Genomic DNA, 19,822 nt, shown 5'->3' on the forward strand with positions numbered 1-19,822 from the left:
AAGAAACGGAGGAGCGCTTATGTCACGCGTAACAAAATGGCTGTCATTCGGATTGATATCACTGCTGGCCGTCTTTATGCTGGCCGCCTGCGGAGGGAAAGAAACGTCCGGAGATTCAAAAGGAACGGGAAAAGACACGTTAGCCTCTATTAAAGACAGAGACAAAATCATCTTCGGCGTCAAAACCGACACGAGGTTATTCGGGCTGAAAAACCCAAGCTCCGGTGATATTGAAGGCTTCGATATTGATATCTCAAAACAGCTCGCAAAAGATATTCTGGGGGATGAGAAGAAAGCGGAATTTAAAGAAGTAACGTCAAAAACGAGAATTCCGATGCTGCAAAACGGCGATATCGACGCTATCACCGCCACGATGACGATAACGGATGAGCGGAAAAAAGAAGTTGATTTCTCAGATGTTTATTTTGAAGCCGGGCAATCCCTGCTCGTCAAAAAAGGAAGCAGCATCAAAAGCACCAAAGACCTGGGAAAAGGCTCAAAAGTATTGGCGGTAAAAGGCTCTACTTCCTCACAAAACATCAGAGAAAAAGCGCCTGACGCCTCAGTGCTGGAATTTGAAAATTACGCCGAAGCGTTCACTGCGCTTAAAGCGGGACAGGGAGATGCGCTCACAACCGATAATGCGATTTTATACGGCATGGCAGATGAAAATAAACAATATCAGCTGACAGGCGAAACCTTCACCGATGAACCTTACGGAATCGCCGTCAAAAAAGGCCAATCCGAACTCATCAAGGAAATCAACGCCTCTTTGAAAAAAATGAAAGCCGACGGCAGGTACGAAAAAATCTATAAAAAATGGATTAAAGAAGAACCGGCAAAATAGAAAGGACCGCGGGATGAGCAGGCATGCTCATCCCCGTTTTATAAGGAGTGACATAGATGAACTTTTCAATTTTAACGGAAAACTTCGATATGTATATGGACGGTTTCCTGCACACATTGCTTGCGAGCTTCATCGCGCTGGCAGGCAGCTTTGCGCTGGGCGTTCTGATCGCAGTCATGAGAATCACGGCTTTCAAACCCCTTCAATGGATCGGCACTGCGTATGTGGAATTTATCCGCAACATCCCGCTTCTCCTCATCACATTCGTTTTTTATTTCGGACTTCCGAACGCCGGGCTGAGATTGGACGGCTTTCAGGCGGGAACGATTGCGCTGACGATTTACACATCCGCCTTTATCGCAGAAGCCATCAGAGCCGGAATTCAGACTGTCTCCAAAGGGCAGATGGAAGCGGCCAGATCGTCAGGCTTCACCTACAGTCAGGCGATGAGATATATCATTCTTCCTCAGGCCGTAAAAATCGTGATTCCCCCGCTCGGAAACCAATTTCTCAACCTTGTCAAAAACTCATCAATACTCGGAGTGGTGGCGGGACTCGATTTGATGTATCAGGCGGATCTCGTTTCCTCAAGCACTCTTGTCGTGTTTGATGTCTATATTTTCGTCGCGCTTTTTTATTTGATAGTAACGATCCCGCTCAGCATCGGGGTTCACTATTTGGAAAGACGTCTCGGAAAGAGTTATTAGAGAAGGAGAGTGAAAAACATGGATTTTAGCAGCGCCTATACACCTGACCATCTGCTGTTTTTATGGGACGGCTTTTTGGTCACACTTTATGTTGCACTGATCTCCATTGTCCTGAGTTTTATTTTCGGGCTTGCCGCCGGCACTTTGCGCTATGCGAAAATTCCTATCGTCTCGGGCATTATAGCGGCCATTGTGGAAACCATCCGCAACCTGCCGCTGTTATTAATCATTTTCTTTACGTTTTTTGCCCTTCCGGAAATCGGGATCAAGCTGGAAATTACCGCGGCCGCCATCACGGCGCTGACGATTTTTGAATCGGCCATGCTGTCAGAAATCATCAGAAGCGGTTTGCAATCCGTTGACAAAGGACAGATTGAAGCGGCGCGTTCTTCAGGACTGACGTACACGCAGACTCTTTTTCTCGTCGTCATGCCGCAGGCGCTCAGGCGTATGGTTCCTCCGATCGTGAGCCAGTTTATCTCCTTATTAAAGGATACGTCACTTGCGGTCGTCATCGCTCTGCCCGAACTGATTCATAACGCGCAGATCTTAAACGGACAAAGCGCTGACGGAGGGTATTTTTTCCCGATCTTTCTGCTGGCGGCCCTGATGTATTTCGCGGTCAATTACAGCCTGTCTCTCGCAGCCAGACGGCTGGAAGCGAGACAAACGTAAAAAGGATACTTCCGGAGAAGTATCCTTTTTTCTGCTTAAAACATTTTCATGACTCGTCTTCTCATCCGTTTCATACCTTTTTTATTCAGCATATCGGACTGAGAAGCCATACGATACATAACGGCTCCAGCTCCTAAAGCCAACAGAGAGGTCATTGTTCTGCCCATCGCGCGTATCTCCTTTCAACTTTAAAAATTGATACTGCGTTCGTCTTCAGAAAACAAATCATCAAGACTGCTTAACGTGCCGTCTTCCTCTACTTGATGTGTCGCAATTTTGCCTTTGGCTACCGTCAGCTCAATGAAGCAGCCCCAGCAATAGTATTGGTTTACGCCGATTTTGCCGATATCTTTACTTTTGCAGTTCGGACATACAAGCACAGACTACACCTCTTATCCGTTCAGGACGATGCCTTCTTTCCCCGCTTCAATAAGCGTATCGGCGGCGCGGCGCACTTGGCGTCTGCCGGCCAGATCTGAAAAGAAGCCGTCCGAGAGTTCATATGCTACGATTATGCCCCTGTCCAAACAAAAGTATACATCTTCCAGCAAACCGAACATTTCACCATCAGGCGATTTCACCGGCTGCATCTTAATCTGTTCAAAGGTGAAACAGCTCTTCGGCAAAGGCTGCAAATGAGCATGACCGGCAGCTACGGCTTCTTGATCCATCTCTTTTATATCACTTGCCTCTAAAAAAAGATGGCGGTTGTGAAACAGGCGTTTCTGCTCCAGCACGAAACCGAGAAACCGGCCGTCCAGAGAGAAACATACATCCGATATCATCCCGAGACTGCGCCCGGTGTTTTCGTCATATACGGTTCGTCCTTCAGCTGCATGGCATGTTCTCAAAGTGTGATCAACCACCTTTTGTTGAACACGTATAGGTTTTGCCAAGAAGCCGGGCAGCATACTTTGAAATGACTTCCACAGGCGAAAACCCGGCGCATGTTTATACTCCGGGTTTTATTTACGCTTTTTCTTCCATAAAGTCAAACGGCGTGATGCCTTCCATTCCGATGTTCGCATCATATACACTGAACGGCAGCTCTTTTTGCAGGGCGGCCAGTTCTGCATCCATCTCTTCAGTCTGCTCTGTGAGCCTGTTTCTAAGCGACGTCTGTCTGACGGTGGCATCATTGTTTTTGACGCCCCATTCAAGCGCTTCTTCTTCTCCGCAAAGAATCAGAAATTTTTTCGCCCTTGTTATGGCGGTATAAAGCAGATTTCTCCTGAGCATTCGATAGTAGCCTTTGACGACAGGCAGGACGACAATCGGGAATTCGCTCCCCTGCGACTTATGAATGGAACAGCAGTACGCGTGGGTAAACTGGCTGAAATCCTTTTTCGTAAAGGTGATTTCATTGCCGTCAAACGAGACGACGACCATGTCTTCTTTTTCCGTATTTTCTTTGGCATAAAAAATGGATACGATTTCGCCGATATCGCCGTTAAACACATTGTTTTCCGGCTGGTTGACAAGCTGTAATATTTTATCGCCCGTCCTGTAGACGACATCACCGAATTTCAGCTCCCGCCTTTTTTCTTTCGGCGGATTCATGATGTCTTGAAGAAGCATATTCAGCTCGTTAATTCCCGCTTTTCCCCTGTACATCGGGGCCAGCACTTGAATATCCCTGGAGGTATACCCCTTTTTTAACGCGTTCGAGACGACCTGATCTACGACTTCTTTAATCTGTGAAGAATTACAGCGGATAAATGAGCGGTCCTTTGTCGGCGCGGTCAGCCCCTTTGGAAGCAGTCCTTTTTTCATATCATGCGCAAGTTCCACAATGGATGATCCTTCAGCCTGACGGTAAATATCTGTCAGGCGCACGGTCGGCAGCACCTCAGAAGCCAAAAGGTCTCTGAGCACCTGTCCCGGTCCTACTGAAGGAAGCTGGTCTTCATCACCGACGACAATGAGCTGAATGTGCTTAGGAAGCGCCTTAAACAAATGGCTGGCGAGCCAGATATCGAGCATACTCGCTTCGTCTATAATGATCAGTTTCCCTTCTATCGGCTGATCTTCATTGTAGGTAAAGCCTTCAGCGCCATTCCAGCCGAGCAGCCTGTGTATCGTAACAGCCGGGAGACCCGTAGATTCGCTCATCCGTTTTGCGGCTCTTCCCGTCGGCGCGGCAAGCAGCACCGGGAACGTCTCGTCTTTTTTATAATCACCGGGGTCAAGCGATACTCCGTGCAGTTCACTGTATAATTCCACGATTCCTTTAATAACGGTCGTTTTCCCCGTCCCAGGTCCTCCGGTCAGTAAAAGCATCGGTGAAGACAGCGCTTTTTGAATGGCATCCTTTTGGCTTGGTGCGTATTGAACATTCATCCGTTCTTCCAGTTCACCGAGTGCAAGCAGAAATTCCGATTCAGGAAATTGATCGGCATACTCCGTCTGAGCCGCAATGTCGAGAACGCGTTTTGCGACATTTTGTTCGGCGTAATACAAGGACGGAAAATAGCAGCGTTCTCCTTCTATGACGATATCCTTACTCTCCCCGAGGGCGATGATGCCGTCAGCCGCATCCATTTCCGTGACGCGGCCGCCTTCAGCTGACTGATTCAGGAGCGTTTGCGTATTGATTATCAGCTGCTTTGTTTCTATGTACGTATGGCCCTCTGAAAGACAGGTCGATTCAATTGTATATAAGATAGCCGCTTTGATCCGCTCCGGGTGGTTTCCTGACAGACCCATTTTTCCGCCCAGCTCGTCAGCTTTCACAAAGCCGATGCCTTCAACGTCTTTTACAAGCTGATAAGGATTTTCCTGAATTTTCTCCAGTGTTTCCGTTTCGTAGGCCTGATATATTTTCATGGATAGCTGGGGCCCGAAACCGTATTGGTTCAGAGAGATCATAATCTGCTCAAGCCCCTGATGCCGCTGCAGCTCTCCGGCAAGCTTATCCGCTTTCTTTTTCGACATTTTCGGCACATCGTAAAGCACCGATGCATCCGTCAGAATTTTATTGAGCGCGCCGTCTCCGAGCTTTTTGACGATTTCTTCCGCCGTTTTTTTTCCGATTCCTTCAAACAGATCACTTGATAAATAGTGAATGATCCCTTCTTTTGTGGTCGGAATTTCTTTTTTAAAGTGTTCAGCCTGAAATTGCAGGCCGAACTTAGGATGCGTGGCGGTTTTTCCGTAAAATGTGTAGGTCTCATCTTCTTGCAGCAGAGGGAAGTAGCCCGTTACGGATACGACCTTGTCTTCGATCGCCTCAGACGTTTCTGCAACCTTGACTTTCAGCACTGTATACAGGTTGGTGTCATTATGATAAATGACCGTATGAATGACGCCTTTTACATACGGCTGTTCTTCGATGTTCAGCTGATCCACGAGCCTTCCCTCCTTTTGTTATGACTGGGTGATAAGCTGTTTCGCATGAAGCGCAAGCATATGATCAGGCTGTATGCCGATTGCGCCTTCCAGCATCTCAAGCGCCTTTTCACGATTTTCTTTGTACGCGTAAGCGACCCCGGCATTATAAAATGCGTCCGCGTGGCTTGGGTCCTGCTCGATCACCGTCTCAAACTGCGCCAGAGCTTCATCCAGCATTTCTTCGTTTGCGAGGCACATTCCGAACTGGAAGCGTGCTTCCGTGTCATTTTCATTTAATTCAACGGCACGCTGCAAATATGGCAGTGCAAGCTTCGGCCGCTCTAATTTAACGAGAACGGTCCCCAGCATATAAAACAAATCTCCGTTTTCCATTCCGGAGCGAAGCGCTTTTTCAAACATATCCTTCGCTTCGGAAAACGATTCTTTCATCACATATACGTTTCCCGCACCGTAATAAGCGGCTGCCGCCGAATTGTCCAATTCAAGCGCTCTGTTATAGAATGCAAGCGCCCGTTCGAGTTCGTTCACAGAAGAAAGCAGATTTGCGAAGTTGATATACGGCACCGGATCTTGGCCGTTTTCCTCAATCGCTTTCGTAAAAGCCTCTGCCGCTTTTTCAAAATCGCCCTCCTGCATGGCGTCAATCCCGATTTTATTATAATCCATTTTTAACTTCCTTTCGCTAAAAAACCCCAACATGCGAGTTGAGGTTTTTTACATGTGTTATACGTACCACAGTTTTGTTCCGTCTTTATAAACGTCATCTATCGTTCCGCCGCCGAGGCACTCTTCTCCGTCATAAAAAACGACGGCTTGTCCCGGCGTAACGGCGCGTACCTGCCCGTCAAAAATGACTTCCGCTTCATCATCACCCGTCATTTTCACCGTTACTTTGTGATCTTCCTGACGGTAGCGGAATTTCGCCGTGCATGTCATTTCGCCGCCGTCCATCAGACCGGAACGCGTCCAGCTGACATTTGTCGCCGTGATCTTATCAGAATACAGAAGCGGATTATGGAATCCTTGATCAACATACAGAATGTTTTTTTCAAGATCTTTACCGACGGCGAACCACGGCTCGCCGCTTCCGCCGATTCCAAGACCGTGGCGCTGTCCGATTGTATAATACATCAGTCCGTCATGACGCCCTTTTACTTCTCCGTCCATTGTCATCATATCGCCCGGCTGAGCGGGGAGATATTGGCTGAGAAACGTTTTGAAGTTGCGTTCGCCGATAAAGCAGATTCCCGTGCTGTCTTTTTTCGCAGCTGTCGCAAGTTTCGCTTCTTTGGCGATTTCCCGCACGCGGCTTTTTTGCAGATCACCGATCGGGAACATGACTTTGCTGAGCTGTTCCTGATTGAGCTGATTCAGAAAATAAGTCTGGTCCTTGTTTTCATCCAGACCGCGGAGCATGCGCACTGTACCTGCGCTTCTGTCCACGCGGGCGTAATGGCCCGTCGCAAGATAATCCGCGCCGAGTGACAGAGCATGATCCAAGAAAGCCTTAAACTTAATTTCTTTATTGCACATGACATCCGGATTGGGGGTTCTTCCGGCTTTATATTCATCAAGGAAATATTGAAATACCTTTTCCCAATATTGCTTCTCAAAATTGACGGCATAATACGGAATTCCGATCTGGTTGCAGACCCGGATGACGTCTTCATAATCTTCCGTCGCCGTGCAAAAACCGTTTTCGTCCGTATCATCCCAGTTTTTCATAAAGATTCCGATTACATCGTAGCCCTGCTCCTTCAGCAGAAGGGCCGCCACGGAAGAGTCCACGCCGCCGGACATGCCGACTACGACTCTTGTATCCTCCGGCCGTTTTTCCATTTGCATTCACTCCATTAAAAACGTAAGTCCGCCGTTTTAAGCAAGCCGTTTAACGACGGCGGCAAGCTTTTCGGCGGCTGTTTCGATTTGTTCCGCCGTATTGCCGAGGCCGAAGCTGAGGCGGATTGACGAAGTCAACCTGCCGCTCTCACTTCCGAACATGGCCGTAAGCACATGGGACGGAAGAACGGATCCTGCCGTACAAGCAGATCCGCTGGAGACGGCAACGCCTTCCATGTCAAGATTGACCAGCAGCGCTTCCACCGGCACACCGGGAAAGTAAAGGTTTAAAATATGAGGCAGGCATTTCTCGGCATCTCCGTTCACCTCCGCTGTGACGCCGGATTTTTCCAGCGTGCTCATGATAATGTTCTTAAACTCCTTATACTTCGCTGTTTTCTCTTCCCTCTCACGGTTTGAAAGGACGACCGCTTCTTTTAAGCCGGCGATGCCCGGTACATTTTCCGTCCCCGCGCGGCGCTTTCGTTCCTGCTCTCCCCCGAGAAGAATCGGTGACAGCTTCACCTCTTGATTTACATATAAAAAGCCTGTCCCTTTAGGCCCGTTAAGCTTGTGACCGGAAACAGACAGCATGTCAATTCTGCTTTTTTTCACGTCAATCGGCATATAACCGAATGCCTGGACGGCATCTGTGTGAAAATAGGCCTGATGCCCGCTTAACAGCTCTCCGATTTCGTCAATCGGCTGAATGGTACCGACTTCGTTATTGCCATACATGACGGTAACAAGGATTGTATCATCACGGAGCGCTTCTTTCACCTGATTTGCACTGATCCGTCCTGAAGGGCCGGGGATGAGGTATGTCACCTCAAAGCCGTCTTCTTCCAGCTTTTCGCAGGCGTGCAATACAGCATGATGCTCAATAGCGGTCGTAATGATATGCTTTCCTTCATTCTTCCGGGCGGCAGCCGTTCCGAAAATCGCTAAATTATCAGCCTCCGTGCCGCCGCTTGTGAAAATAATTTCCTGTTCTTTCGCACTGATTTCGCGCGCGATGTCCGCTCTCGCTTCATCGACCCATTTCCGGGATTCTCTCCCGAATGAATGAATGCTTGACGGGTTGCCGAAACTGCCGAAGAAATGGGGCTTCATCTCTTCGAGCACACGCTCATCCATCGGGGAAGTCGCGGCGTGATCTAAATAAATCCGTTCCATTGTCTGTACACCTCTGGTTTAAATATAGAACATATAAGCTTCCTGCTCGCCGTCCGTGTAGCTCGCAAGGTCTTCTAACGTCGTGCTGTCCAGCACGTCTTTTACAGCGTCGCGGATGCGGATCCATAACTCCCGCTTGGCAGGCTCTTCATCCTCAAGCACTTCTACCGGGCTGATCGGCCCTTCCAGCACTCTGATAATATCTCCGGCCGTTATCTCTTCAGGCTGGCCCCCGAGCACGTAACCCCCGTAAGCGCCTCTGATGCTTTTTACGAGTCCGGCGTTTCTCAGCGGTGATACAAGCTGTTCCAAGTAATGCTCAGAAAGGCTGTTTGTTTGGGCGATGCTTTTGAGCGACGTCGGACCGTCTCCGTGCTTTTTCGCCAATTCAATCATAATGGTGAGCCCGTATCTTCCCTTTGTCGATATTTTCAATATGAACACCCCAGTCAATTCTAATTGTTAATTTATACAAGTAAATGGATATGAATAATCTGTTTAGTATCTTATAGACCAACTGTTATTATAACATAACTTATCCTAATTTTCATTGAAACACGGGGCCCGCCGCAATTCGCTTTTCTAATCGTCCATTTTCCGTTACCCTGTATATGTAAGGAGAGATGTTCATGAAACCATTGGCGTATCGGATGCGGCCTGCCAATATCGAAGACATTATCGGCCAGGAACATTTGGTCAAAGAAGATAAAATCATCGGCAGAATGGTGCGTGCAAAGCACTTATCATCCATGATCCTGTACGGACCGCCGGGCATCGGAAAAACGTCCATCGCCACAGCGATCGCAGGATCGACAAGCATCGCATTCAGAAAATTGAATGCCGTCATTCATAATAAAAAAGACATGGAGATTGTCGTACAGGAAGCGAAAATGTCAGGCCAGGTCATTTTAATCCTTGACGAAGTGCACAGGCTTGATAAGGGAAAGCAGGATTTTCTGCTGCCCTATTTAGAAAACGGCATGATTATTTTAATCGGCGCGACGACCGCCAATCCTTATCATGCCATTAATCCGGCCATCAGAAGCCGGACCCAGATATTTGAGCTCGAACCGTTAACACCCGATCTGATCAAGCAGGCATTGGAAAGAGCGCTCACAGATGAACACCGGGGGCTCGGTTCCTACAGCGTTTCGGTGGACGACGACGCGATGGATCATTTCGCGCAAGGGTGCGGAGGAGACGTCCGCTCCGCTTTGAACGCACTTGAGCTTGCCGTGCTCTCCACAAAGGAATCAAGCGACGGCACGATCCGGATTACACGGGAGACGGCGGAAGAATGTCTGCAGAAAAAAAGCTATACTCATGATAAAAACGGCGATGCGCATTATGACGTCTTATCCGCCTTCCAAAAATCGATCCGAGGCTCGGACGCAAACGCCGCCCTTCATTATCTGGCCCGTCTGATCGAAGCCGGCGACCTTGAAAGCATATCAAGAAGGCTTCTCGTGATCGCCTATGAAGATATCGGCCTCGCAAGCCCGCAGGCAGGCCCCCGGGTGCTGAGCGCGATTCAGACCGCAGAACGGATCGGCTTTCCGGAAGCGAGAATTCCGCTGGCCAATGCGGTAATCGAATTATGCCTCTCGCCAAAATCAAACTCCGCCATCTCAGCCGTTGATGAGGCGCTCAAAGACATCAGGACGGGTAAAATCGGCGATGTGCCGAAACATTTAAAAGACGCCCACTATAAAGGGGCCCAAGAGCTCGGACGCGGGATCGGCTATCAATATCCTCATGATTTCGAGAACGGATGGGTCGAACAGCAATATTTACCTGATCCGTTAAAAAACAAGCAATACTATAAACCGAAACAAACGGGAAAATTTGAAGCCGCCATAAAGCAAGTGTATGAAAAACTGATGAAGCAGAAAAAATAACCGGACAAGGACACCCTATGTGTTCTTGTCTTTTTTGATACCGGCCAAAATCTTTCGTGTAAACGGCGGATTCAAATAAAAAAACAGCCTTTCCTGAAGAAGGCTGTTTTTCTTTTTATTTATCTTTAACCCGTTTAATGTCGATGTCCTTTAAGAGCTCCATGACTACATGTCCGCCCATAATCAGACCGGCCACTGACGGAACCCAGGCGTTGGAAGACGGCGGCATTTGCGCTTTGCGGATTTTCGCTTCATCATTCCCGACTTCTTTTCTGACGTCTTCACGGATGACGATCGGGCTTTCATCAGAAAAAATGACCTGTACGCCTTTTTTAATGCCCTCTTTACGAAGCCTTGTGCGGACGACTTTGGCAATCGGATCGGTATGGGTTTTTGAAATATCAGCAATCTGAAAGCGTGTCGGGTCTGTTTTATTCGCCGCTCCCATGCTTGAAATCAGCGGAACATTCCGTTTCAGACATTCTTTCATCAGATGAATTTTATAATGAATCGTATCCGACGCGTCAATGACGTAATCGAGCGGATGCTCAAAGAACTGCTCATACGTCTCTTCCGTATAAAACATTTTTAAGGCGACGACATCGCAATCCGGATTAATATCCGCGATCCGCGCTTTCATCAAGTCTGTTTTCGGCTGTCCCACCGTCGACAAGAGCGCATGCAGCTGGCGGTTTACGTTTGTAATGTCAACATCATCTTTATCGACAAGCACGATCCGCCCCACTCCGGACCTCGCCAATGCTTCGGCTGCGAATGAACCGACTCCGCCGACGCCGAGAACGGCCACCGTGCTGTTTTTTAACGTGTCCAGCCCTTCTTTTCCAATCGCTAGCTCATTTCTGGAAAACTGATGTAACAAGAACCTCACTCCACATTCTGGTTTTATAAACTCGGCTTGTCAAAAAGCCGCTGGTTTTAGCGCACAAAAAATAAAGTCCCAATTGTGCCGTTGCAGCTTTCCTTCGTTTTGAACCCGCTCTCAGCAGGTGGGTGCCCTTTTTTAAATCTTGTAAGTCCTCTTTAGCGAATGAAAAGAGGCATGTACGCCATTTAAAAATGCGGGCTCCCAAATCAAAAAAATGTTCGGTCAAAACTAGGTGTACAACTAACACATCAGGACTTTATTTAACTTGTCAAAATCATATCACAGCAGATTTTGATTTTCAAGAAACAAACTGCTGATCTTTACTGTTTCACTTTTCTTTTGACAGAAAGGTGAAGTTCTTCAAGCTGGGCGTCGCTCACTTCGCCGGGCGCTTCCGTAAGAAGGCAGCTTGCGCTTGCCGTTTTCGGGAAAGCGATCGTATCTCTTAAGTTTGTGCGGCCTGCAAGAAGCATAACCAACCGGTCTAAGCCGAGCGCGATTCCGCCGTGCGGAGGGGCGCCGTATTCAAAGGCTTCCAGAAGGTATCCGAACTCCTCCTCCGCTTCTTCTTTTGTAAAGCCGAGAAGCCCGAACATTTTTTCCTGAACGTCTTTTTCAAAAATACGGATTGAGCCTCCGCCGAGTTCATAGCCGTTTAAGACAAGGTCGTAAGCCTGCGCTTTCATATCTTCAGGCGCCGTTTCAATCAGGTCAAGATCTTCACGGACAGGCATTGTAAACGGATGGTGAGCCGCATAGAAACGGCCTTCTTCCTCGTCATGCTCCAGTAACGGCCAGTCCACAACCCACAGGAAGTTGAAGAGGCTTTCGTCAATCAGGCCGCGTTCTTTGCCGAGCTTTAAGCGAAGCGCGCCGAGGGATTGAGCCACAACCTCAAACTTATCAGCGCCGAACAGGAGCAGATCGCCTTCAGAAGCATCAAGCGCTTCAGCCAGTTTTGCCTGCTTCTCTTCATCAAAGAATTTCGCAATCGGGCCTTTTACGCCGTCAGCTTCAACTTTCACCCAAGCGAGACCTTTCGCGCCGTAATTTCCGGCAAAAACGCCGAGCGCATCGATATCTTTTCTGGAATAGTCGCCGGCAGCGCCTTTGACATTGATCGCTTTTACAACGCCGCCGTTTGCCACGGCTGATGAGAACACCTTAAATTCAGTATCTTTCACTATGTCTGACACGTCCGTCAGCAGCATGCCGAAGCGGGTGTCAGGCTTGTCGGAACCGTAGCTGTTCATCGCTTCTTCATATGTCATTCGCGGAAGCGGCAGCGGTACTTCAACACCTTTTGTTTCAAGCATGACTTTCGCCATCATCTCTTCCGCCAGAGCCATGATGTCCTCTTGACTCATAAAGGACATTTCGATATCAATCTGCGTAAATTCCGGCTGGCGGTCGGCACGCAAGTCTTCATCGCGGAAGCAGCGGGCCACTTGATAATACCGTTCAAAGCCCGACACCATCAGAAGCTGTTTAAAAATCTGCGGCGATTGCGGAAGGGCGTAAAATTCTCCTTCATGCACCCGGCTCGGCACTAAGTAATCACGGGCGCCTTCGGGAGAGCTTTTTGTTAAAATCGGTGTTTCAATATCAAGAAATCCGTTTTCATCCAAGAAATGGCGGATAGATTTTGTGACTTGATGGCGCATTTGCAATGTTTGAAACATCGCCGGGCGGCGCAAATCCAAATAGCGGTGTTTTAACCGGACGTCTTCAGAAACCTCAGCCGCCTGGTCACTGATCGGAAACGGAGGCGTTTTCGCCGTACTGAGCACCGTCACCGCTTCAGCTTTGATTTCAATTTTACCGGTTTTCAGGTTGGGATTCACCGTGCCTTCTTCACGGGCAGAAACCGTGCCTTCGATATCAAGCACATATTCGTTTCTGATTGCTTCCGCTGCGGCAAGGGCTTCCTTCGATACGTCAGGGTTGAACACAACTTGCACAATACCCGAGCGGTCGCGCAAATCAATGAAAATCAAGCCGCCGAGATCGCGCCGCTTCTGCACCCACCCTTTCAGTTTGACGGTTTCGCCAATCGCTTTTTCAGTTATCTCACCACAATAATATGTTCTTCCAAACATAGCGTTCCTCTCCTTCACTGCTTTTGATCTGCCTTTAACACTTGTATCAGCTCGTCTAACACCACTTCACGCTGCTCTCCTGTTTCCGCATCTTTTACATTGATTTTATTTTGGGCAAGCTCATCTTCCCCTAAAATCGCAATAAAACGTGCGCCGAGACGGTCAGCTGTTTTAAATTGGCCCTTCATCTTTTTATTTTCATAATCGATTTCACTTGAGATGCCCGCTTCTCTCAGTTTGTACACGAGGGAAACGGAATAATCCTTCGCTTTTTCTCCGAGCGTCACGATGTAGCAGTCAATCCCCTGATTGACGGGAAGCTCTGTTTTCTCAGCGTCAATGGCTGCCAGCAGACGTTCGATGCTCATCGCAAATCCGATACCCGGCGCTTCAGGTCCGCCGATCTGTTCAACAAGCCCGTCATAGCGGCCCCCGCCGGCAAGGGTTGTAATCGCTCCGAATCCTTCGGCATTGCTCATAATTTCAAAAGCGGTATGGTTATAATAATCAAGCCCTCTGACAAGGTTCGGATCTATTTCGAACGGGATGCCGAGATCGTTTAAGTATTGTTTTACTTTCTCAAAATAGGCGGCTGATTCTTCATTTAAGTAATCAAGAATGGACGGAGCCGTTTTCATCAGTTCATGCTCTCTGTCTTTCTTGCAGTCAAGAATTCTGAGCGGGTTTGTGTGCAGACGCGACTGGCAGTCTGAGCAAAACTCTCCGATGCGCGGTTCAAAATGTTTGACGAGCGCTTCCCGGTAGGATTTGCGGCTGTCCTGGTCACCAAGGCTGTTCAGCACAAGCTTGACATGTTTCAAACCGGCTTTACGGTAAATACTCATCGCAAGCGCAATGACTTCTGCATCCACGGCCGGATCTTTGGAGCCGATCGCTTCAATTCCGAATTGATAGAATTGGCGGAAACGCCCTGTCTGCGGACGTTCGTAACGGAACATCGGTCCGACATAATAAAGCTTCGTCGGCTGCACCGGGTTCGCAAATAATTTATTTTCATTGAACGCGCGGACTGCGGCGGCTGTTCCTTCCGGCCGAAGCGTCAGGCTTCTCCCTTTACGGTCTTCAAACGTGTACATTTCTTTCTGCACGATATCTGTAGACTCACCGACGCCTCTTGCGAACAATTCCGTATGCTCGAAAATCGGCGTACGGATTTCTTTATATTGATAAGTGCGGCACGTCTCCCTCATAATTTGTTCGACGAACTGCCATCTGTCTGATTCACCCGGCAGTATGTCCTGTGTGCCTCTTGGAATGTGATATGCCATGTTACAGGCCTCCTTAATGTCTTTCTTCAAATAAAAAAACTCCCGCTCCTACTATACATGTATAGTAGGGACGAGAGTTATACCCGTGGTGCCACCCTAGTTGGAATGCCGAAGCATCCCCGCTCTGACCTTTAACGCAGGTTCACGTCCGCTGCCTAATGACTTGCAAAAGCGTTCAGCAGGGAACCTCCGGAGTGTTGTTTCGAGAAAGATGCAGTGCGGATCCGCTTTCAGCCCGGGACGGTTCCTCTCTTCTCCATGCATTCTGACCTACTCTTCTCCATTATCGGTTCAAAATCGTTATCATGACTTATGTACATCAATTTCTATTATAATAATGGGATTGCACTCCCCTGTCAAGTTTTATTCCGTCTGTTTTTCCTTGCGACCGCATCTTTCGATAAAAGACCGAACTCCGTCGCCGTCTCTTCAAGAAAACCCGCCTTTTCTCTATCGCTCTGATCACTGAAGTGCAGATTTCCTTCCGCATCGTGCAGCGCGCGTCCCATTTTTGGTTGATATTTCATGATTTGCACACCTTTTCGCTGTATTTATGACTAGTATAAACAAACCATTTTATTTTTATTTAACATTCAGCAAGGAAAATACGATATTATACAAGAATGTATTTTAGTTAGTTCAGAAAGGAGGACAGCCATGAAGAAGAGAACTCTTGCTCTTATTTTATGCGGCGTCATCATCACAGCGCTTCTTCCGTCATTCCACACCGCAATCGCCGCAGAGGGAGAAGCGGTCATCGCGACAGACAAGATCAATGTCAGAGGCGGTCCCGGCCTGAGCTACGGAATTAAGGCTGAAGTAAAAAAAGGGGAAAGATACCCGATCGCTAAAGAAGAGGGAGACTGGGTACAGCTTCAGCTGAGCCCCGGTAAAACCGGATGGGTCGTTTCCTGGCTGATATCAAAAACAGCCGGAGGAGCAGACCATTCATCCGCAACAAGCGGAACGGTCACTTCCACCGATCCTGACCTCCGCATCAGAAAAGGCCCGGGGACATCATATGAAGTCATCGGCAAACTTCCGCAAGGCGCACATGCATCCGTGCTGGACAAGAACAGCGGATGGGTGAACATTTCTTATCAAGGCACAACCGGATGGGTTTCTTCCGAATACGTCACCGCGGACAGCGGCGGATCGGATACGAAAGCCACTTCCGCCCGAAGCGGGTCAAAAAACGGGACTGTCGGCGTTTCTTCATTGAATGTCAGAAGTGCAGCGTCACATGATTCAGCGATTATGACTAAATTATCACGCGGAACAAAGGTTTCCATCTTAAGTGAAGACCACGGCTGGCTGAAAATTGAAGCAAACGGGCAAAAAGGCTGGGCAGCAAGCCACTACATCATAAAGGATTCTGACTCATCGGACAGCGCATCCGGCTCGGGGGACGGTTCTGCGGGCTCAGGCTCCTCGAAAAAAGCGTATATTGTTTACGGCGGCACCAACTTAAGGAGCTCGGCCTCGACTTCCGCTTCTATCGTAAAAAGAGCAGATAAAGGCGCAGCCTACCCGATTGTCGGCTCAAGCGGCAAATGGTATGAAGTCCGGCTTGAAAACGGACAAACCGCATATGTGGCAAACTGGGTCGTACAAACGTCAAAAAGCGGTGAGGAAACAGGTGAAGCACCTTCTCCCGACACGTCAGGCGGCAGCGGCTCACTTAAAAACAAAACGATCGTCGTTGATCCCGGACACGGAGGAAAAGACAGCGGAACGATCGGCTACTCCGGAAAGTTTGAGAAAAACGTAACCATTAAAACCGCTAAGCTGCTGGCCCAAAAATTGCGGGCGGCCGGTGCAAACGTGTATATCACCAGACAGGATGATACTTTTATCAGCCTGCAGGCTAGGGTTTCAACCTCTCATTACCGGAATGCGGATGCCTTTATCAGCATTCACTATGACAGCTATGCCGATACGTCAACACGGGGAAGCACGGCTTATTATTACAGTCCGTCTAAGGATCGCCAGCTTGCCTCAGACGTCCATTCTGAAGTAGTGAAGCGTTCCTCAATCCCGGATCGCGGCGTTCTGTTTGGCGATTATTACGTCCTGAGGGAAAATAAACAGCCTGCCATGCTGTATGAGCTCGGCTATCTCAGTCAACCGCAAGAAGAAACAATCATACATAGCGGCTCTTATCAGGAAAAAGTGACAGACGGAATTGAAAGCGGATTGGAACATTATTTTCAATCATAAAAAAAAAGCTGCCGAACGGCAGCTTTTTTTATTGTTTAGAATCCATAATCAATGTAATCGGCCCGGAATTCGTCAGCTGAACATCCATCATGGCTCCGAATATTCCGGTTTCCACTTTGACTCCTTTTTCCCGAAGGAGTTCGTTCCACTTTTCATAAAGGAGCACAGCCTGATCCGGTTTAGCCGCATTCATAAAATTCGGGCGTCTCCCTTTCTTCGTTTCGCCGTAAAGCGTAAACTGTGAAACGGATAAAATCTCCCCGCCCGTATCCAAAAGCGATAAATTCATCTTGCCGCTTTCATCATCAAAAATCCGAAGATTCACGATTTTATCCGCCAAGTAAGCGGCATCTTCTTCTGTATCTTCATGAGTGATGCCGACAAGCGCCATAATGCCGGGTCCGATCCGGCCGGCAACAGCGCCGTCAACCGTCACACTCGCTTCTGTTACACGCTGAACAACTAATTTCATAGCAAGCGCTCCTTTTAGTTCATTACCCGGCGGACTGAATAGATGTCTCTGATCTGCTTAATCCGCTCGACCACTTTGTGCAGATGATTGATGTTTTGAATAAAAATCGCCATATGAATCGTAGCGACTTTATTGCGGTCGGATTTGCCGGAGACAGAGGAGATGTTGGTTTTCGTTTCATTTACGGCTTGGAGCACCTCATTTAAAAGTCCGAGACGGTCATATCCCAAAATCTCAATCTCAACGTTATATTCTTTGCGTCTTTGAACCTGTGATTCATGCTCCCATTCAACGGGGATCAGACGTTCCTGCGCTTCATTCGTTTTGACGTTCGGACAGTCATCCCGGTGAACGGATACACCGCGCCCTTTTGTAATAAAACCGACAATATGGTCGCCAGGCACCGGGTTGCAGCATTTCGACAAGCGGACGAGAAGGTTGTCAATGCCTTTTACGCGCACACCCGCTTCCCGTTTTCTCCCTTGCGGATAATGTTTCGGCTCGGAAGTGACTTCCTGAACGATTTTTTCCTGCTCTTCCTGGTCACGCAGCTTCCGTTCTTTTTCGGTGAGCCTGTTGGCCACCTGAAGAGCGGTAATGCCGTTATACCCGACCGCCGCGTACATATCCTCTTCATTTGAGAAATTGAACTTGTCGGCAACTTTTTGAAGATTTTCGAGTGTTAAAACATCTTTCACTTCAAAATCAAGATTTTTAATTTCTTTCTCGACAAGCTCACGGCCTTTTTCGACGTTTTCTTCACGGCGCTGTTTCTTAAAGAATTGGCGGATTTTGTGTTTCGCCTGGGACGTCTGCGCCAGTTTGACCCAGTCTTGACTCGGACCGTATGAATGCTTGGACGTCAGAATCTCGACGATGTCGCCCGTCCGGAGCTTATGGTCAAGCGTCACCATTTTTCCGTTCACTTTCGCCCCGATTGTTTTGTTGCCGATCTCCGAGTGGATCCTGTAGGAAAAATCAATCGGCACAGAGCCTGACGGCAGTTCAATGACATCGCCTTTTGGCGTAAATACGTATACCATGTCAGAAAACAGATCGATTTTCAGCGATTCCATAAATTCTTCCGCATCGGTAGACTCGTTTTGGAATTCCAGAATTTCACGGAACCAGGACAGTTTTTTCTCAAATGTCGCTTCTTCGTTTGCAGCCTTGCCTTCTTTATATGCCCAGTGTGCGGCCACCCCGTATTCAGCGATCTCATGCATCTCAAATGTTCTGATCTGCACTTCCAGCGGATCGCCTTTAGGCCCGATTACGGTCGTATGCAGGGACTGATACATATTCGGCTTAGGCATCGCAATATAATCTTTGAATCTGCCCGGCATCGGCTTCCAGCACGTATGAATTATGCCGAGGACGGCGTAGCAGTCTTTAATGCTTCCGACAAGAATACGGACGGCGAGCAGATCATATATTTCATTGAACTGTTTATTTTGCAGCGCCATCTTGCGGTAAATGCTGTAGATGTGCTTCGGACGTCCTGAAAAGTCCGCTTTGATATTCACTTCTTCGACCCGTTTTTTCACTTCATTGACAACCTCTTCGACATAAAGTTCGCGTTCCGCGCGCTTTTTCTTCATGAGGTTGACGATTCTGTAATATTGCTGAGGATTCAAATAACGGAGAGCGGTGTCTTCCAGCTCCCATTTGATTTTAGAAATCCCGAGCCGATGGGCCAGCGGAGCGAAAATTTCCAGCGTCTCATTTGAAATTCTCCGCTGCTTTTCCTGCGGAAGATGCTTTAACGTCCGCATATTGTGAAGGCGATCCGCCAGCTTGATCAATATGACTCTGATATCCTGAGCCATAGCGACAAACATTTTTCGATGGTTTTCCGCCTGCTGCTCCTCTTGAGATTTATACTTAATTTTACCGAGCTTCGTCACGCCGTCGACAAGCATCGCCACTTCTTCAGAAAATGCTTCCTTCAGGTCGTCGAGGGTGACATCCGTGTCCTCTACCACGTCATGCAGAAATCCGCCCGCAATTGTGGAAGGGTCCATTTCCAGATCGACGAGGATCCCCGCCACCTGAATCGGATGAATGATGTACGGCTCACCTGATTTGCGGTACTGTTCGCGATGCGCGTTTTGCGCATACAGGTAAGCTTTCTCAACAAACGCAATCTGCTCCTCCGGCAGATAAGTGCGCGCTTTATCTATTACTTGCTCGGCAGTCAATACTTGTTCGTTCGCCATGGAATCACCTTTTTTAAATGTAAACTGTATTAGTTTATTATCAAGAAAAAAACGAGAGATGTAAAGGGCAGAAGTTCAAAACACCTAAAGAATCTGTCAGGATGATGAAATAATAGGAAAAAAGCACCCTGACACGAGTGCTTT

Annotated in this window: 19 protein-coding genes, 1 other RNA gene and 1 other annotated feature; of the genes, 5 read left to right on the top strand and 15 right to left on the bottom strand. The window is 48.2% G+C overall.

Translation table 11 applies throughout. The features are described 5' to 3' along the window. The first annotated feature begins 19 nt into the window (after positions 1-19). From NYE36_RS13970 to NYE36_RS13980, 3 genes are read left to right on the top strand one after another with little or no spacing between them, the layout of a single operon-like run. Complete coding sequence (locus NYE36_RS13970; protein WP_064115692.1) at positions 20-847, top strand: transporter substrate-binding domain-containing protein; 828 nt, start codon at positions 20-22, stop codon at positions 845-847. A 56-nt stretch (positions 848-903) separates the two neighbouring features. Continuing rightward, positions 904-1,554: an amino acid ABC transporter permease gene (locus NYE36_RS13975; RefSeq protein ID WP_015417902.1), complete on the top strand. Its 651-nt coding sequence runs from the start codon at positions 904-906 to the stop codon at positions 1,552-1,554. 18 nt (positions 1,555-1,572) lie between these two features. Further along, complete coding sequence (locus NYE36_RS13980; RefSeq protein ID WP_064115691.1) at positions 1,573-2,229, top strand: amino acid ABC transporter permease; 657 nt, start codon at positions 1,573-1,575, stop codon at positions 2,227-2,229. Between the two features lie 35 nt (positions 2,230-2,264). Here NYE36_RS13980 and NYE36_RS13985 read toward each other — a convergent pair whose 3' ends face one another. The 8 genes from NYE36_RS13985 to cymR all read right to left on the bottom strand — a co-directional run bounded on the left by NYE36_RS13985 (position 2,265) and on the right by cymR (position 9,030). Beyond that, positions 2,265-2,396 carry a YrzQ family protein gene (locus tag NYE36_RS13985; protein ID WP_003152741.1) on the bottom strand — a complete coding sequence of 44 codons (132 nt, stop codon included), beginning with the start codon at positions 2,394-2,396 and terminating at the stop codon, positions 2,265-2,267. Positions 2,397-2,417: 21 nt separating this feature from the next. Beyond that, a complete protein-coding gene (locus tag NYE36_RS13990; RefSeq protein WP_003152738.1) occupies positions 2,418-2,609 on the bottom strand; it encodes a hypothetical protein in 192 nt (63 codons plus the stop codon). Positions 2,610-2,621: 12 nt separating this feature from the next. Further along, positions 2,622-3,080 (bottom strand): PRC-barrel domain-containing protein, encoded by a 459-nt coding sequence (locus NYE36_RS13995; RefSeq protein WP_007408205.1) that lies wholly within the window; start codon positions 3,078-3,080, stop codon positions 2,622-2,624. A 118-nt stretch (positions 3,081-3,198) separates the two neighbouring features. Continuing rightward, the gene (locus NYE36_RS14000; RefSeq protein WP_061860750.1) at positions 3,199-5,577 is read right to left on the bottom strand and encodes an ATP-dependent RecD-like DNA helicase; all 2,379 of its coding nucleotides are present in this window, start codon (positions 5,575-5,577) and stop codon (positions 3,199-3,201) included. An 18-nt stretch (positions 5,578-5,595) separates the two neighbouring features. Continuing rightward, positions 5,596-6,246 carry a tetratricopeptide repeat protein gene (locus tag NYE36_RS14005; protein ID WP_007408203.1) on the bottom strand — a complete coding sequence of 217 codons (651 nt, stop codon included), beginning with the start codon at positions 6,244-6,246 and terminating at the stop codon, positions 5,596-5,598. A gap of 57 nt (positions 6,247-6,303) precedes the next feature. Beyond that, positions 6,304-7,419 (bottom strand): tRNA 2-thiouridine(34) synthase MnmA, encoded by a 1,116-nt coding sequence (gene mnmA, locus NYE36_RS14010; RefSeq protein ID WP_094032218.1) that lies wholly within the window; start codon positions 7,417-7,419, stop codon positions 6,304-6,306. Between the two features lie 36 nt (positions 7,420-7,455). Then, entirely contained in the window at positions 7,456-8,595 is a 1,140-nt protein-coding gene (locus NYE36_RS14015; RefSeq protein WP_012118078.1) for a cysteine desulfurase family protein, read from the bottom strand. 18 nt (positions 8,596-8,613) lie between these two features. Next, positions 8,614-9,030: a cysteine metabolism transcriptional regulator CymR gene (gene cymR, locus NYE36_RS14020; RefSeq protein WP_003152730.1), complete on the bottom strand. Its 417-nt coding sequence runs from the start codon at positions 9,028-9,030 to the stop codon at positions 8,614-8,616. A gap of 194 nt (positions 9,031-9,224) precedes the next feature. Between cymR and NYE36_RS14025 the strand changes: the two genes are divergently transcribed. Further along, positions 9,225-10,493 carry a replication-associated recombination protein A gene (locus tag NYE36_RS14025; protein WP_015240288.1) on the top strand — a complete coding sequence of 423 codons (1,269 nt, stop codon included), beginning with the start codon at positions 9,225-9,227 and terminating at the stop codon, positions 10,491-10,493. Between the two features lie 115 nt (positions 10,494-10,608). Here the strand turns inward: NYE36_RS14025 and NYE36_RS14030 are convergent, their stop codons facing one another. From NYE36_RS14030 to NYE36_RS14050, 5 genes are all read right to left on the bottom strand, one after another. Next, positions 10,609-11,373, bottom strand: a complete 765-nt coding sequence (locus tag NYE36_RS14030) for a tRNA threonylcarbamoyladenosine dehydratase (RefSeq protein WP_015240289.1) — start codon at positions 11,371-11,373, stop codon at positions 10,609-10,611. Between the two features lie 71 nt (positions 11,374-11,444). After that, a non-coding RNA gene (ssrS, locus tag NYE36_RS14035) (6S RNA) lies at positions 11,445-11,637 on the bottom strand. A gap of 62 nt (positions 11,638-11,699) precedes the next feature. Then, a complete protein-coding gene (gene aspS, locus NYE36_RS14040) occupies positions 11,700-13,478 on the bottom strand; it encodes an aspartate--tRNA ligase (protein ID WP_020956140.1) in 1,779 nt (592 codons plus the stop codon). A gap of 14 nt (positions 13,479-13,492) precedes the next feature. After that, positions 13,493-14,767, bottom strand: coding sequence for a histidine--tRNA ligase (gene hisS, locus NYE36_RS14045; protein WP_012118082.1), 1,275 nt, complete (start codon positions 14,765-14,767; stop codon positions 13,493-13,495). A 63-nt stretch (positions 14,768-14,830) separates the two neighbouring features. Then, positions 14,831-15,063, bottom strand: a binding site (T-box leader). Positions 15,064-15,123: 60 nt separating this feature from the next. Further along, positions 15,124-15,294, bottom strand: coding sequence for a YrzK family protein (locus NYE36_RS14050; RefSeq protein WP_020956141.1), 171 nt, complete (start codon positions 15,292-15,294; stop codon positions 15,124-15,126). A gap of 130 nt (positions 15,295-15,424) precedes the next feature. On the opposite strand from NYE36_RS14050, the gene NYE36_RS14055 reads away from it, so the two are divergent. After that, a complete protein-coding gene (locus NYE36_RS14055) occupies positions 15,425-16,987 on the top strand; it encodes an SH3 domain-containing protein (RefSeq protein ID WP_032866628.1) in 1,563 nt (520 codons plus the stop codon). A gap of 28 nt (positions 16,988-17,015) precedes the next feature. On the opposite strand, the gene dtd is transcribed toward NYE36_RS14055, so the two are convergent. Both dtd and relA read right to left on the bottom strand, forming a co-directional pair. Continuing rightward, positions 17,016-17,459, bottom strand: coding sequence for a D-aminoacyl-tRNA deacylase (dtd, locus tag NYE36_RS14060; RefSeq protein ID WP_007408194.1), 444 nt, complete (start codon positions 17,457-17,459; stop codon positions 17,016-17,018). A 14-nt stretch (positions 17,460-17,473) separates the two neighbouring features. Next, complete coding sequence (gene relA, locus NYE36_RS14065) at positions 17,474-19,678, bottom strand: GTP diphosphokinase (protein WP_003152716.1); 2,205 nt, start codon at positions 19,676-19,678, stop codon at positions 17,474-17,476. Positions 19,679-19,822: the final 144 nt, after the last annotated feature.

The sequence above is a fragment of the Bacillus sp. FSL R5-0593 genome, from assembly GCF_038603755.1.
In the GTDB taxonomy this organism is placed as follows: Bacteria; Bacillota; Bacilli; order Bacillales; family Bacillaceae; genus Bacillus; species Bacillus velezensis.